15 protein-coding genes and 1 tRNA gene are annotated in these 13,532 nt (G+C 72.4%); 2 read left to right on the forward strand and 14 right to left on the reverse strand.

The features are described 5' to 3' along the window. The first annotated feature begins 38 nt into the window (after positions 1–38). Together GMA12_RS10915 and GMA12_RS10920 are read left to right on the forward strand one after the other, a co-directional pair. Entirely contained in the window at positions 39–791 is a 753-nt protein-coding gene (locus GMA12_RS10915; protein ID WP_156269535.1) for a hypothetical protein, read from the forward strand. A gap of 71 nt (positions 792–862) precedes the next feature. Further along, positions 863–2,308, forward strand: coding sequence for a glycoside hydrolase family 30 protein (locus GMA12_RS10920; RefSeq protein WP_156269536.1), 1,446 nt, complete (start codon positions 863–865; stop codon positions 2,306–2,308). 8 nt (positions 2,309–2,316) lie between these two features. Here GMA12_RS10920 and GMA12_RS10925 read toward each other — a convergent pair whose 3' ends face one another. The 14 genes from GMA12_RS10925 to GMA12_RS10990 form a co-directional block, all read right to left on the reverse strand. Beyond that, entirely contained in the window at positions 2,317–2,607 is a 291-nt protein-coding gene (locus tag GMA12_RS10925) for an Hpt domain-containing protein (protein ID WP_156269537.1), read from the reverse strand. Beyond that, a complete protein-coding gene (locus GMA12_RS10930) occupies positions 2,600–4,945 on the reverse strand; it encodes a response regulator (RefSeq protein WP_156269538.1) in 2,346 nt (781 codons plus the stop codon). The genes GMA12_RS10925 and GMA12_RS10930 overlap by 8 nt, the downstream gene beginning before the upstream one ends. Further along, on the reverse strand, positions 4,942–5,316 hold the full coding sequence (locus GMA12_RS10935; RefSeq protein WP_156269539.1) for a response regulator: 375 nt from the start codon (positions 5,314–5,316) through the stop codon (positions 4,942–4,944). Before GMA12_RS10935 ends, GMA12_RS10930 begins: the two co-directional genes overlap by 4 nt. Beyond that, positions 5,313–6,935 (reverse strand): sensor histidine kinase, encoded by a 1,623-nt coding sequence (locus tag GMA12_RS10940; protein ID WP_162459741.1) that lies wholly within the window; start codon positions 6,933–6,935, stop codon positions 5,313–5,315. Before GMA12_RS10940 ends, GMA12_RS10935 begins: the two co-directional genes overlap by 4 nt. 519 nt (positions 6,936–7,454) lie before the next feature. Further along, entirely contained in the window at positions 7,455–7,637 is a 183-nt protein-coding gene (locus tag GMA12_RS10945) for a hypothetical protein (RefSeq protein WP_156269541.1), read from the reverse strand. A gap of 219 nt (positions 7,638–7,856) precedes the next feature. Continuing rightward, the gene (locus GMA12_RS10950) at positions 7,857–8,120 is read right to left on the reverse strand and encodes a hypothetical protein (protein WP_156269542.1); all 264 of its coding nucleotides are present in this window, start codon (positions 8,118–8,120) and stop codon (positions 7,857–7,859) included. Between the two features lie 119 nt (positions 8,121–8,239). Further along, entirely contained in the window at positions 8,240–8,704 is a 465-nt protein-coding gene (locus GMA12_RS10955; protein WP_156269543.1) for an ester cyclase, read from the reverse strand. A gap of 129 nt (positions 8,705–8,833) precedes the next feature. Beyond that, positions 8,834–9,088, reverse strand: a complete 255-nt coding sequence (locus GMA12_RS10960) for a TMEM199/VMA12 family protein (RefSeq protein WP_156269544.1) — start codon at positions 9,086–9,088, stop codon at positions 8,834–8,836. Between the two features lie 3 nt (positions 9,089–9,091). Next, complete coding sequence (locus tag GMA12_RS10965; RefSeq protein WP_156269545.1) at positions 9,092–9,304, reverse strand: hypothetical protein; 213 nt, start codon at positions 9,302–9,304, stop codon at positions 9,092–9,094. Positions 9,305–9,317: 13 nt separating this feature from the next. Next, complete coding sequence (locus GMA12_RS10970; protein ID WP_156269546.1) at positions 9,318–9,503, reverse strand: hypothetical protein; 186 nt, start codon at positions 9,501–9,503, stop codon at positions 9,318–9,320. A 69-nt stretch (positions 9,504–9,572) separates the two neighbouring features. Beyond that, positions 9,573–9,719 (reverse strand): hypothetical protein, encoded by a 147-nt coding sequence (locus tag GMA12_RS10975; RefSeq protein WP_156269547.1) that lies wholly within the window; start codon positions 9,717–9,719, stop codon positions 9,573–9,575. A 239-nt stretch (positions 9,720–9,958) separates the two neighbouring features. Next, positions 9,959–10,034, reverse strand: a tRNA-Asn gene (locus GMA12_RS10980). A gap of 79 nt (positions 10,035–10,113) precedes the next feature. Further along, positions 10,114–11,988 carry a DNA primase gene (gene dnaG, locus GMA12_RS10985; protein WP_162459742.1) on the reverse strand — a complete coding sequence of 625 codons (1,875 nt, stop codon included), beginning with the start codon at positions 11,986–11,988 and terminating at the stop codon, positions 10,114–10,116. 98 nt (positions 11,989–12,086) lie between these two features. Further along, entirely contained in the window at positions 12,087–13,418 is a 1,332-nt protein-coding gene (locus GMA12_RS10990) for an MFS transporter (protein ID WP_156269548.1), read from the reverse strand. Positions 13,419–13,532 lie beyond the last annotated feature (114 nt).

Consider the following 13,532-nt stretch of genomic DNA (forward strand, 5'->3'; position numbering starts at 1 on the left):
CAGTACGTCCCCCGCCCCCGCCCCTGCAGGAGTCCTCCGTGCGCAAGAAGGCCCCCCTCGTCGCCCTGGTCCTCGCCACCGGCCTCGCCCTGACCGCCTGCTCCGACGGAGCCGAGGAGCCGGGGAACGAGGCGAGCTCCTCCAGCACCCCGGCCGCGCCGCCGTCCGCATCCGCCACGGCCCCCGAGGCCTCGGGGACCCCGGAGGCGACCGAGACCTCCGAGGCCTCGGAGCCCACGGAGGAGGCGGCCGCCCCGGCCCCCGAGCCGGAGCCGACCCAGGCCGGCTCCGCGAACAACCCGCCGGCGGATCCGCCGGCGGCCGATCCGCTGGCGGCCTTCACGGGCACGGACGCCGGCGCGAGGTTCGCCGGGGCGCTCACCGGCATCGACATCCTGGGCGGGACCGGCGACGGGCCCACGGTGCACCGGCTGAGCACGAACCTCTACGACCCCGGCGTGGCCGTGGCGCTCTGTGACAGCTACCGCACGGAGATGGGCACCGGCCGCCAGCAGGTCGACGTCGTGGACGCCCTCGGCCAGTACCTCGCCACCAACAGCGCCGACCCGGCCGCCTGCGCCACCGCTCCCGGCGCGAACCCCGGCCCCGGGGCGCTCCCGGCCCAGGACTTCAGCTACGACGAGGCCTACGCCGCCTGGCAGTCCGGGATGCCCTACTACGACGCCTTCTGCCTCAACTACACCCCCGTCACCCCCGCAGGCGTCTCCCAGTGCGAGGGCATCGAGGCCGGCACCGTCGACGCGATCACCGGGGAGTACATCGGCGGCTGAACCGCACGGTCCCGACCGTTCCGGCTGCGGCGGCCCGGGCGCCTAGACTCCTGTGGGCGGAGGAGGGCACGGTGGGCGGACGGCTGATCAGGATCCGGAGGAGGACCGTCACGGTCCTGCTGTGCACCGTGCTGCTGACCGCAGCCTGCTCCACGCCACCGCCGGAGCCCCGAGGGGACTCCTCGTCCACGGAGATCAGCTGGGTGGTGACCACCGGGGATCAGCAGGAACGCGCGGCCACGCAACCGGGCGTGGCGTTCGGCCGGGACGAGCAGAACCCCGCCGCGGTGGTGGTCGACGACGGCACCAGGCACCAGCGCTTCGTGGGAGTCGGGGCGGCCATGACGGAGTCCTCCGCCTGGCTGCTCTCCCGGCTGCCGGCCGAGGCCCGCTCGGCGGCCCTGCGCGACCTCTTCCACCCCACCGACGGGGCGGGCATCTCGGTGGTGCGCGTCCCGCTGGGGGCCAGCGACTTCGCCCTGGACGACTACACCTACGACGACCTCCCGGCCGGTGAGGCCGACCGGGGACTGTACGGCTTCTCCATCGCCCGGGAGCACGAGCACGTCGTCCCCCTGCTGCGCGAGGCCCAGGCCGTCAATCCCTCCCTGCGCCTGGTGCTGAGCGCCTGGAGCCCTCCCGCGTGGATGAAGGACTCCGGGACCACGCACGGCGGCCGCCTCTTGTCCGACCACGAGTCGCTCTACGCCGTGTACCTGGCCCGGGCCGCCGCGGGCTTCCACGCCGCGGGTCTCGAGGTCGCGGCCATGACGGTGGTCAACGAGCCCGGCCACTCCACCGCCGACTACCCCTCCACCCGGATGCCGGTCGACCAGCAGGTCCGCGTCGCCACCAGGCTGCGTGCCGAGCTCGACGCCCGCGGGTTGAGCACGGTCGGGATCCTGGCCCACGACGACAACTGGGCCGACGCCGCCGCACCTGTCGAGGCTCTCGCCACCGCCCCGGCGGGCACCTACGCAGGGGCGGGCTTCCACTGCTACGCCGGGGACGTCTCGGAGCAGTCGGCAGTGGCTCGCGCATACCCCTGGGCACGGGTCTGGACCACCGAGTGCACGGGACGGGACGGCACCAGCGGGTTCTCCGGGGACCTGCGCTGGGGCATGCGGCACATGCTCATCGGCGCCTTCCGCAACCACTCCCAGGCCGTGCTGTGGTGGAACCTCGCCCTGGACCCGGCCGCCGGGCCGAGGAACGGCGGCTGCCAGGACTGCCGCGGCGTGCTCACCGTCGACCCGGGCACGGCCGAGGTCACCCCGACCACGGAGTTCTGGCTGCTGGCCCACGTCGGAGCCCACCTGCCCCGGGGCTCGGAGCGGGTGGAGAGCACCGGCGGCCCCCACGGCGTCGAGACGGCCGCGTTCGTCACCCCCGACGACCGCCGCGTGCTGCTGCTGCTCAACGACACCGCCGTCGCCCGGACCGTGACCGTGCGGTGGAACGGCCAGGCCGCCCGACTGCACCTGCCGGCGGAATCGGTGGCCACCGCCACCTGGTGACCGACCGCCTACTGGACCTCCGCCCGAAGACGGGCGACCTCGTTGCGCAGCCATGCCTCCGGCAGCGGCGTGTCGGCGCGCAGGGCCTGTTCGATCCGCCGCGCGGTCCGGGAGCCGTCGTGGCGGCCGTAGCTGCCCAGCGCGCCGGCCAGGTTGTGCGCCGCCCGCGCCGCCTCTCCCGCCCCGAGGCGGGGATCGCCCTCCGCGAAGCGTTCGAGGGTCTCGATGCGTGAGCTCACCAGGGGACGGAAGCGTTCCCAGAGCGCCGCGACGGCGTCATGAACGGGCTGCTCAGTCATCCTCGACCCCCTGTGCCGGGCGGGAGACGGGACGGGGCGTGACCTTCCACTCCCGCTCGCCCGAGAACTCCTTGAGCTGCGCCACCCGGGCGATGACGTTCTTGAACTCGGTGTAGAAGACCGACGAGACGATCAGATAGCGCAGGAACCAGAAGCGCTGCCGCTTGATCTCCGGCGCGCCCAGCTTCCGGGCGAACACGGTCTGGCCCGGTCCCACCGACAGCGTGAAGAGCGTGCTGAGCACGAACAACGGGATGAGCCAGTCCAGGTCCGCCAGCCCGCCCTCGCGCCAGGCCAGGAACCCGAGCAGCGGGAACATCTGCAACGAGATCCATGGGTACACCTCCCGCCACCCGAGCAGGAAGCTCATGCCCAGTTTCTGCCGCAGGGTCAGGGCATCGGACCGCCAGGCCCGCGACATGTGTTTCATCGAGACCTGGAACCAGCCCTGTGCCCAGCGCATCCGCTGGTTCCACAGCGCCTGCAGCGTGGTCGGTGCGAGCTCGCGCGAGATCAGGCCGGGGTCGTTGGCGATCCGTCCCCCCGACTCCACGACCCGCAGGCTGGAGTCGATGTCCTCGGTCAGCATGGACCCGTGCATCCGGATCATGCGCAGCAGGTTCGTGCGCCAGTAGCCGTTCGAGCCGCCGAAGATCCCGAACCGGTGGAGCCGGGCGCGGCCCGGATGACTGACCGCGTAGATGGACTCGAACTCGACGGCGTTGGTGCGCGCCACCCAGGACGCGTCGCCGTTGCGGATCAGACAGTGCCCCTGCACGACGTCGTAGCCGGAGGAGAGCCAGCGCCACGCGCGGCGGAAGGACGTGACGTCGGGATGGTGGTCCGCGTCGAAGACACCCACGAACTCCCCGGTGACCCGCGCCAGGGCGGCGTTGACGTTCTGCGCCTTGCTGGTCGACCCCTCCACCTTGTAGGGCACGAGCCGCGGGTCGCGGGCGGCGATCTCGCGCAGGGTTTCCTCCACCGGCAGGGGGCGAGGCGTGTTGTAGGCGACGATGACCTGCAGGTCGGCCGGGTAGTCCTGGCGCAGGAAGGCCTCGGCCGTCTCCACGATCGTCGCCGCCTCGTTGGGCAGGTAGGCGGCGATGACGGCGGAGGCGGCAGGGTACGGGGTCGCGGGCTCCTCCGGCGGCCGGTCCGGCTTCAGCGCGAGAAATCCTTCCGTCCAGATGGACACCGCGGTGATGAGGAGAGCCGCCACCACGGCCGGGTACATGACACCGCTCACGTCCAGGCCCAGCAGGTACAGGCCTGTGTAGAGGAAGAACGGGGCCACGACGCCCAGCAGCAACGACAGCAGCACCTGGGCCGGGGTGCGGAGCGTCGCGCGCAGAGCGGTCATCCGTCGACGCAGGCCACCGGGCTGCCGGGGCTCCGTGGGCACGAGATCGGTGCTCCACCGCACCGGCTGGAGGTCCAGGTGCATGCTCGCGGCGTCGGCGGCGGCCAGGGCCCTGTCGAGGACCTCCGCAGCGGCGAGCTCGGAGCTCGCGTCGTCCAGGCTCACCCAGCCGACCACGGGCGTGACCCGCACCGGTTCCCCGGCCACCACCAGGCGCTGCCCCGCCAGTGCCTCGGCCAGGTCCCGCAGCCTGGTCCGCGTGCCGGACTCGTGCTCGTCGGACACCAGGAACAGCAGGCGTCCCGCCTCGTCGCGCCCCAGCCGGTCGAGCGGGGAGGCCGCGTTCGTGACCGCCTCCGCGATCTGCATCCCCAGCTCCTCGTCGGCCCGCTGCCCCAGTCGCTCGCGCAGCAGCGCCCGTTCGTCGACGTCGATCAGCGCCAGGGCCGAGGGGCGACCGGTGCGGCGGACGCGCTCGATCTCGCGGTGCACCTCGTTCTCCATCGCCGCGCGGCCGAGCAGGCTGGTGCGCACATCGTTGACCATGGTGTCCACCGACACGGAGGGCCGGTCCAGCTTGGCGACCACCCGGGCGACGACCTCGTCGAGCGAGAACGGCTTGCGGACGTAGTCGTCCGCCCCGAGACGCAGGCCGTGGGCCACGTCCTCCGAGCCGTCGAGCGAGGTGAGGAAGATGAGCGGGACGTTGCGCGTGAGCGGATCGGCGCGCAGCCTGCTCACGAGGGCGAACCCGTCCATGCGGGGCATGTTGATGTCGGAGACGACCACGTCCGGCACCATCTCCGTGAGCCGTTCCTCCGCCTCGTGGCCGTCGGCCGCGGTGACCACCTCGATGCCCTGTGTCTCCAGGCCCAGCCGGACCAGTTCGGCGACCATGTCGTCGTCGTCGACCACGAGAGCCCGGCGGCCGCCGTACGGAAGCCGCTCCTCCGGGCGGCTGCTCACCGCGGTCATCGGCTCCACCCCAGCAGCTGCTCGAGCTCCGCCGCGAAGGTCATCGGATCGAACGGCTTGGTCAGCACGCCGGCCACCGGCATCTGCCGCAGCGCGGCCAGCTCGTTCTCCAGCACCGACGCGGTGACGAAGACGGTCGGGGGCACGTGGCCCCCCGCGGCGCGCAGAGCGTGCAAGGTCGCGGGACCGTCCATGTGCGGCATCTGCACATCCATCACCACGGCGTCCGGCCGGTGCGCCGCGACCGCGGCCAGAGCCTCCGGGCCGGACGACGCCACGAGCACACGGTGGCCGCCGACGAGCTCGAGGCTCATCCTCGCGAGCTCACGGATGTCGGCCTCGTCGTCGACGACGAGAAGAGTGCGTGTCATGCGTCGCGTCCCCCCTTCGGTGCGGTGCCCGGCTCCGCGGCGGGGAGGACGACGGTGAACACGCTGCCCTCACCGACCGCGCTGACCACCTCGATCCGCCCCCCGCTCTGCTCCACGATGGCCTTCGTGATGGCGAGTCCGAGTCCGGTGCCCTTGCGCGGGCCGGAATCCGCACCGCCCACCTGCCGGAAGCGCTCGAAGAGCAGCGGGATGTCCTCGGGAGCGATGCCGACCCCGGTGTCGGCCACCTCGATCCGGACCTCGGGTCCTGCACGGCGTGCCCCGACCCGCACCCGGCCGCCGGTGGTGAACTTGAGGGCGTTGCCGACCAGGTTGGTGACGGCCTGGGTCAGGCGTGCCGGGTCCGCCCGGACGAGCAGCCCTGTGGCGGGCGCATCGAGCACGAGCTCGGCCTGCTCCAGGGCGGCGGTGCCCTGGAGCTGCTCGACGACGCCGCGGGCGAGGTCCACGGCGTCGACCACGACGGCGCGCAGCGGCATGCGCCCCGCGTCGAGCCGGTCCATGTCGAGGATGTCGTCGACGAGCGTGCCGAGCCGTTGGGCGTTGCGCAGTGCCATGTCGACCAGCGGGCGCTGCCGCTCGTCCAGGGGCGCCGCGACCTCTGCGTGGAGCAGCTTCAGGCTGCCCACGATGGACGTCAACGGGGTGCGGAGCTCGTGCGAGACCACGCCGACGAACTCGTCCTTGAGCCGTTGCACCTCGCGGCGTCCGGAGATGTCCCGGAAGACCGACACCGCCCCGCCGTGGCCGGTGACGTCCTCGAGGCACGTCACGGTCATCTCGATCGGCAGCGCTTCTCCCGTGCGCCGCCAGAACAGGTCCTCGTGGGGCGGCAGCGACAGGCCCTCGTCGATCGCCCGGTGGCTGGGGCACTCCGTCACCGGGTACGTCGTTCCGTCCGGCCGGGTGTGGTGGGCCACCTCGTGGAGGGTGCGTCCCTCGAGGTCCGCGGGGCTCCACCCGAGCATGTCGGCCGCTGCCTGGTTGACGAGGAGGACGGAGCCGTCCGGGCCGCTGGCCACGATGCCGTCGCCCGCGCTCTGCAGGATCGCCCGCGTCAGCGCGTCGCTCTGCTGGGCCTCGCGGGCCGCGTCGTTGAGGGCCTTGTTGTTGAGCTCCGCCTCGGCCCACGCCGCGAGCTCCCCCAGGACCTCGTGCTGGTCCCTGCTGAGCTCGCGCGGCCGCGTGTCGAGGACGCAGAGGGTGCCGACCGGTTCACCGGCCACCTGGAGGGTCTCCGCGGCGTAGAAGCGGACTCCTGGGCTCCCGGTGACGAACCTGTTCTCCACGAACCGGTCGTCGCGGCGCAGATCCGGCACCTCCAGGCGGCTGCCCTGGTCGACCGCGTGGCGGCAGATGCTGTCGACCAGCGGGGTGACGCCCCCGTCGATCCCGTGACTGGCGCGCGTCCACTGCTGCTCACCGACCAGGTTGATCATCGCCATCGGGACGCCGGTGAGCCTCGCCGCCAGCCGGACGATGCGGTCGAACCGCTCCTCCGGGAACGTACCCAGCAGTCCTGCCTCGCGCAGGACGTCGGTCCGGCGCTCCCCGTGTCCTCGGGCAGGGACTGCCCGCAGAAGTTCCGTTTCCCCCAACGTTCCCCCAGATCCTCGGTCCGGGCACGAGTTCCGCATCCCCCGCGGTCCTTCGTGCTGCGCTACCGTTCATCAGCCTACAGACTGTGGTGGGACGGCTTCCGCGTCAAGGACCGTCCGGCGGCGGGCACGAGGAAGGCCCCCGGCGTCACGACGGGTCCCGAGGCCCCTGGTCGACGATGCGGGTCCTCGGCGCAGAGCCCGTCACGGCGCCGCACCGGAGGAGCCGGGCCACGGCCGCTCGGCCTCGGATCACCGCCGCCGCCCACCCCGAGGACGACACCGGGGAGACGGTGCGCCGCTGAACCCATGTCTGTGCACAGAAGTGGGGCTGCTGAAGACACGGCCCGCTCCGTAGGCTGACTCCTGTCGGAGAGCCGCCTCGTGGCGGCCCGACAGCGCGGGGCCACGTCGGGGGGCGTGGCTCCGCCACTCTCGCAGCGCCCCTGTCGGCGCGCGCCGCCCGTGGCGGCCCCGACCTGCAGCGGGGCCGCCACGGAGCCGCGGCAGCACAGGCGCTCAGTCCCCGGCCATGAGGAATCCGCCGGCGGCCAGGAAGAGCGCGGCCGCCACCGCCAGCAGCGCTGCGGCGACCCGCCGGTCACGGCCCTTGGGCATCGTGCCCTTCCCGTGCGCCATGCCGCGGGCCAGGTAGGCCAGTCCCACGGTCAGGAACCCGAGGGCGATCAGGTGGAGCCCCATTGATGTCCGCACCGGGTGCCTCCGTTCTGCCGCCCTTCCCGCCGAGGAGGATCGCGAACAGCGCGCAGAGCATCGAGGCGGTCAGCAGCACGAGCGCGATCCGCCGGTCCCGGCTGTGGCGGTCCTTGCCGCGAGTCTCCACCCACCGGCGGACGGTGAACAAGAACCCGGCCAGCAGCAGAGGGCAGCCGGCCGGCCGGAGGATCTCGTCGACCGGCATCAGCGGGTCGTGCCGCCCGCCTCCGCGACCACCAGCACGTGCCACAGGTCGAGCACGGTGCGTCGTGGTCCGGGCGAGAGGCCGCCCACCCCGTCGGGCGGCTCGTCGGCCAGCGGGGTGGGCGGCTCCTCGATCTCCTCCGGCAGCCGGCGGGCATCCGCGCCTCCGGGGCGGTCCGAGCCGCTGCGCTGACCGGCGGGGAGCGCGACCTCGGCAGCGAGGTGTTCCCGCGCTCCCACGGGGACGACGTGGAGATCTGCCACGTGCTCGAGGGCCGCGGGGCAGGCAAGGTCGCCGGCCGCGCCTCTCAGTCCTGGCGGTAGTACCGCTCCTCCAGCTGCTCGGCATCACGACGGAGCCCGGGGCCTGCGCCGCCCCGGGCTCAGACGAGGCCGAGCTGCTGGGCCATGGACATCATGTCGAGGTATCTGTGCTCCACCTCGGTCGTTCCGCTCCCGTCGTGCCGGTTGAACACCGCCATGGGCACGGACACCCGTCGGCCGGTGGGCGGGACCTCCCCGGACGGCGTCACCAGCGGGCCGGTGTGGGTGCCCACGAACAGCAGCCGCATCGCTGCCGTGGGGCCGTCGACCGCCACCTCCTCGATCTCTATGGTCATGTCCGGCATCGCGGTGATCCACTGCTGGGTGTCCTGCTGGATGGCTGCTCGGCCGCGCACGGGTTCCGGTGAGGCTGCGGTGTAGACGATCGCGTCCGGGCTGTAGGTGGCCGCGAATCCCGCGGCGTCGTGGGCGTTGAGGGCCGCGATGGTCTGCTCGACCTGTTCCCGGCGGTCGCCGCCCGCGCCAGGAATCGGTCCGACGACGGAGGTGTGGGTGTCGCTCATGGTGATCCCCCTTCTGTTGTGCACCGCCTCCACCCGCACGGCGGCGCCGGCACTCGACGGTAGGCACCGCCCGACGACGGGACCAACGGGTGTGTCCGGATCGTCGCCGGCTCGTGACTCGTGGTGGGTTCATGACGCCTGGCCCCCTGCTGGAGACCTCTTCGGCGCCCCGTCAGGAGACCCGGACCGTTTCGCGACACCGCCTACTCCTTGGCCCCGGGCCGCGCGGCCGGCCACAACAGCCACCGAGATGTTGATCGAGCCCAGACAGAAGAAGATCGCCCAGCCGGCCGACTCGCCGCTGCGCAGCGCCCACCACAGCGCCGCCACCGTGCCCATGCCGAGGAGCACCTGCAGCACCCGCCACGTCGTCACCGTCGACACGACCTACTCCCGCCGGCCGTCGCCGCGCGGCTGTGCCTGCCGGAGGAAGGTGCGAGACGTCCCGGTGAGCCATGCGAGCCACAGGGCGATGAGGGCGCAGCGCACCAGCTCCCAGGGCAGGTCCGGCGGCCACGTGGCGACAAGGACGACGATCATCCCGGCAGCACCCAGCCACATGGCCACCAGCAGCCCGGCCGCGAGCCGGCGCCTGGTCAATGCCGGTCCTGGCTCATCGCGCCATCTCCGTCCCGGGGTCGCGGCGGGGCCGGGCGTCCCAGGCCATGCGGGTGCCCAGGAACACGATGCCGATGCCGGTGATGAACCAGTTCCACTCCCCGAGGATCAGCCGGATCCCGATCACCCAGGCGATGAGGACGGCAACGTCCAGCGTCAGCAGCTTGGCCCGTCCGGACAACGTGGACCTCCTGGATCGCCGTGGTGGTCCTCGCATCCTGCCACGAAGCGGCCGGGTCGGTCCGACCCCTCAACCGTGGGCGGTCGACGGCGGCATTCCACGGCGGGCGTCCATGGCGCGGGCGTGGGCGAACTCCATCCGACCGGCCAGGACAGCGGTGGTGCCGACGACGGGACCGATCACGAACACGTGCGGGTACCCGACGGCCAGGACCACGAACCCCGCGACCCAGCAGACGACGCCGGACCAGGGTCCACCCCGGCCCCCAGCACGTCGGCCGTGAAGTTCCCCGCCCCGGCCTCCCCCACTGCCGCCCCCCCCCCGGAGGCTCCGGTGCCTCGACGACGACAGGATGCACCAGCAGCACCTGCCCGACACCGGCGGGTCCTGGTCCGGCGATCTCCGGGAACGACGAAGGCCCTCGTCGGCGTTTCCGCCGACGAGGGCCTTCCGGGTGGCTCCCCCGACTGGACTCGAACCAGTAACCCTTCGATTAACAGTCGAATGCTCTGCCAATTGAGCTACGGGGGACCGTGCACGCACGCATGCAACGAGCCACTACTGTACCGTCCCGGGCAGGGTTCGACAAATTGCGCGCGCGGCGCGCCGCTCAGTCCTGGCGCAGGCTGCGCCGCTGGGCATCCAGCTCCAGAAGCTCCCGGTGCAGTTGTCGATAACGCTCCGGATCGGCATTGATGTCCATGCGTTGCATCTCTGACATGCGGTCGGAACGACGACGGTCGATCTGCAGTTCGAAAAGATGGATCAGGATGCCGATCACGTATCCTTCTAACTGCTTCTGGTTGGCCGCCGGCAGGGGTGCCACTGCGAGCTCGGCCAGGTACCCGTGCAGTGGCTCGGGCAGACCCCGGCGGATCGCGTCGACCCATGGTTGACCAACGACCGCCCCGGGATTGTGCTCCATGTCCGTGCGTGCCGTGAAGACGGCGTCACGCACTTCGGCATGGACTGGGTATCGGAAGGTGTACATCCCAAACTGTTTCCAGTGCTCTTCCCCCAGAAGGTCCGGACACTGGATGACTACTTCCAGCGCCTCGCGCTCCATCCGGGCCACCGGCTCGCGCGGGTCGGGCAGCTCGACCGCGGGCGGGCCGGAGGTCTCCGGCTCCTGCCGCGGGGGCTCCGCCCGCCCCTCCCGGGGGGCGCGGCCGGCGGCGTCGACGGCGCGCTGGACCTCGGCGGGGTCCAGGCCGAGCCAGCCCGCGAGCTGGCGGGCGTAGGCGGGGCGCAGGGAGCGGTCCCGGATCCGCGCGACGATGGGCGCGCACGCCCGCATCGCCCGGATCCGGCCCTCGATGGTGTCGAGGTCGTAGTTCTTCAGCGTGGCCCGGATGGCGAACTCGAACAGGGGCCGGCGGTTCTCCACCAGCTCGGCCACGGCGGCGTCGCCGCGGGCCAGCCGCAGGTCGCACGGGTCCATCCCGTGGGGCTCGACCGCCACGTAGGTCTGGGCCACGAACTTCTGGTCCTCCTCGAACGCGCGCAGGGCCGCCTTCTGCCCGGCGGCGTCGCCGTCGAAGGTGAATACCACCTCGCCCCCGCCGCCGTCGTCGGAGAGGAACCGGCGGACGATCTTGATGTGCTCAGGACCGAAGGCGGTGCCGCACGTGGCCACGGCCGTGGTCACCCCGGCGAGGTGGCAGGCCATGACGTCCGTGTAGCCCTCGACGACGACGAGCCGGCGCTGCCTGGCGATCTCCCGCTTGGCGAGGTCGATCCCGTAGAGCACCTGGGACTTCTTGTAGAGCGCCGTCTCGGGGGTGTTGAGGTACTTGGGGCCGGGGTCGTCGTCGAAGAGCTTGCGGGCGCCGAAGCCGATGACCTCGCCGGCGACCGCGCGGATCGGCCACACCAGCCGCCCGCGGAAGCGGTCGTAGAGCCCGCGGTTGCCCTCGGAGAACATCCCCGTGAGCTTGAGCTCCTGGTCGGTGAAGCCGCGCTCGCGCAGGTGCTTGAGCAGATGGTCCCAGCCGCGCGGGGCGTAGCCCACCCCGTAGCGCTTGGCCGCCTCGCCGTCGAAGCCGCGCTCCCCCAGGAACTGCTGGGCGGGTGCGGCCTGGCGCGTGTAGAGGTGGCGCTGGAAGAACTCGGCCGCGACCTTGTGCGCGTCGAGCAGCCGCTGGCGGCGCCCGACCTCCTCCTTCTTCGGCCCCGAGCCCTGCTCGTAGTGCAGCTCGTAGCCCAGGCGGGCGGCGAGCTTCTCCACCGTCTCCGCGAACGTGGTGTGGTCGATGTTCATCAGGAACGCGATGACGTCCCCGGACTCGTCGCAGCCGAAGCAGTGGTAGGTCCCCATCTGGGGCCGGACGTGGAAGGACGGCGAGCGCTCGTCGTGGAACGGGCACAGGCCCTTCCAGGAGCCGATACCGGCGCTCTTGAGGGTGACGTAGCCGTCGACGATCTCCTTGATGTCGGTGCGCGCGCGCACCTCGTCGATGTCCTCGCGTCTGATCAGTCCTGCCACGGGACCAGTCTAGGCGCGCGGCCCGACGCGCCCGGCCGGGAGCGGCGGCGGTGCAGTGCCGCCGGGGCCCGGCCGGTGCCGCCCGGGAGCGGCCGGGCTCAGCGGGCGGTCTCGCGCAGCTCCTGGCGGGTCTTCGTGCCGGCCAGGGCCAGCCCGCCCAGCCCGCCCACCGCGGCGAAGGCGAAGAAGCCCCAGGGGTAGGCCAGCCCCGCGGTCAGCAGGGCGCCGCCGATGATGGGCCCGGAGATCGCCCCGAGCCGGCCCACGCCGGCGGACATGCCCAGGGCGGTGGCGCGCACCCGCGGCGGGTGGTTGGCCGCGGTGAAGGCGTAGACGAGCACCTGGGAGGAGAAGACGAAGAAGCCGGTGACCAGGACCAGGGCGTAGATCCCGAGCAGGGGCAGCTTGATCGCCAGCGCCGCGAGCAGCGCGGCCGAGCCGAGGAACCAGACGATGCCCGCCACCCGCGGGGTGATCCGGTCGGCCACCCGGCCGGCGACCGCCAGGCCGAGGATGGCGCCCACGTTGAGGATGAGCAGGAAGCCGAGGGAGTTGCCGAGGTCGTACTCGGCGGCGCGCATGATCTGCGGGAGCCAGGTGTTGAGCCCGTAGACCAGCAGCAGGCCCATGAAGGATGCCACCCAGATCGCCACGGAGTTGCGGCGCCAGCCCGGGGCCAGCAGCATCCGGGCGCCGACCTTCTCGGCCTGCTCCTCGGCGGCGGAGCGGTGGGCGATGTCCAGGCCGTAGTGCTCGGCCACCGCGCGGGCCTCGGCCGCGCGGCCCTGCGACGCGAGCCAGGACGGGGACTCGGGCAGGAAGGCGACCATCAGCGGCACGAGGACGAGGGCCGGGAGGGCGCCGAGGACGAACATCTCCTGCCAGCCGAACTGGCGGACCACGGCGATGGCGACCGCCGCGGTGAGCACGGCGCCCACGTGGTAGCCGGTCATCACCAGGGTGGTGGCGTTGGAGCCCCGCCCGCGGCGGGCGAACTCCGTGACCATCGCGATGGCGGTGGGCAGACACCCGCCCAGGCCCAGACCGGCGAGGAAGCGCAGGAGACCGAAGACCAGCACGTTCGGGGAGAAGGCCGCGGCGAAGGTCAGCAGGGAGAACAGGACCACGGCGCCGATGAGCATCTTGCGGCGGCCGAGCAGGTCGGTGAGGTAGCCCATCGCGAGGGCGCCGATCATCATGCCCAGGAGCCCGGCGGTGGCCACGGCGGTGCCCTGGGCGGTGGTCATGCCCAGGGCACCGCTCTCGAGCATGGAGGGCAGCACCGCGCCCAGGACCACGGCGTCGAAGCCGTCGAGCAGCACCGCCGTCCAGCACAGGGGCGCCACCCAGGCGCGGGAGCGGAGCACGGGCGTGGGCCGCCCGGCGGTGGTGGACGCCGCGCGCGCGGCGGACCCGGGAGAGGAGCTCATGGCGTTCAGACCCTTTTGTGAGGAGGAGCACAGGTCCGACGATTCTAGGAAGCGCCCGCCGGGGAGACCCAGCTCACACCCGTTGAACGGGATCCGTGGTGCCGGACGCCGGGA

Source organism: Kocuria sediminis (assembly GCF_009735315.1).
GTDB lineage: Bacteria > Actinomycetota > Actinomycetes > Actinomycetales > Micrococcaceae > Kocuria > Kocuria turfanensis.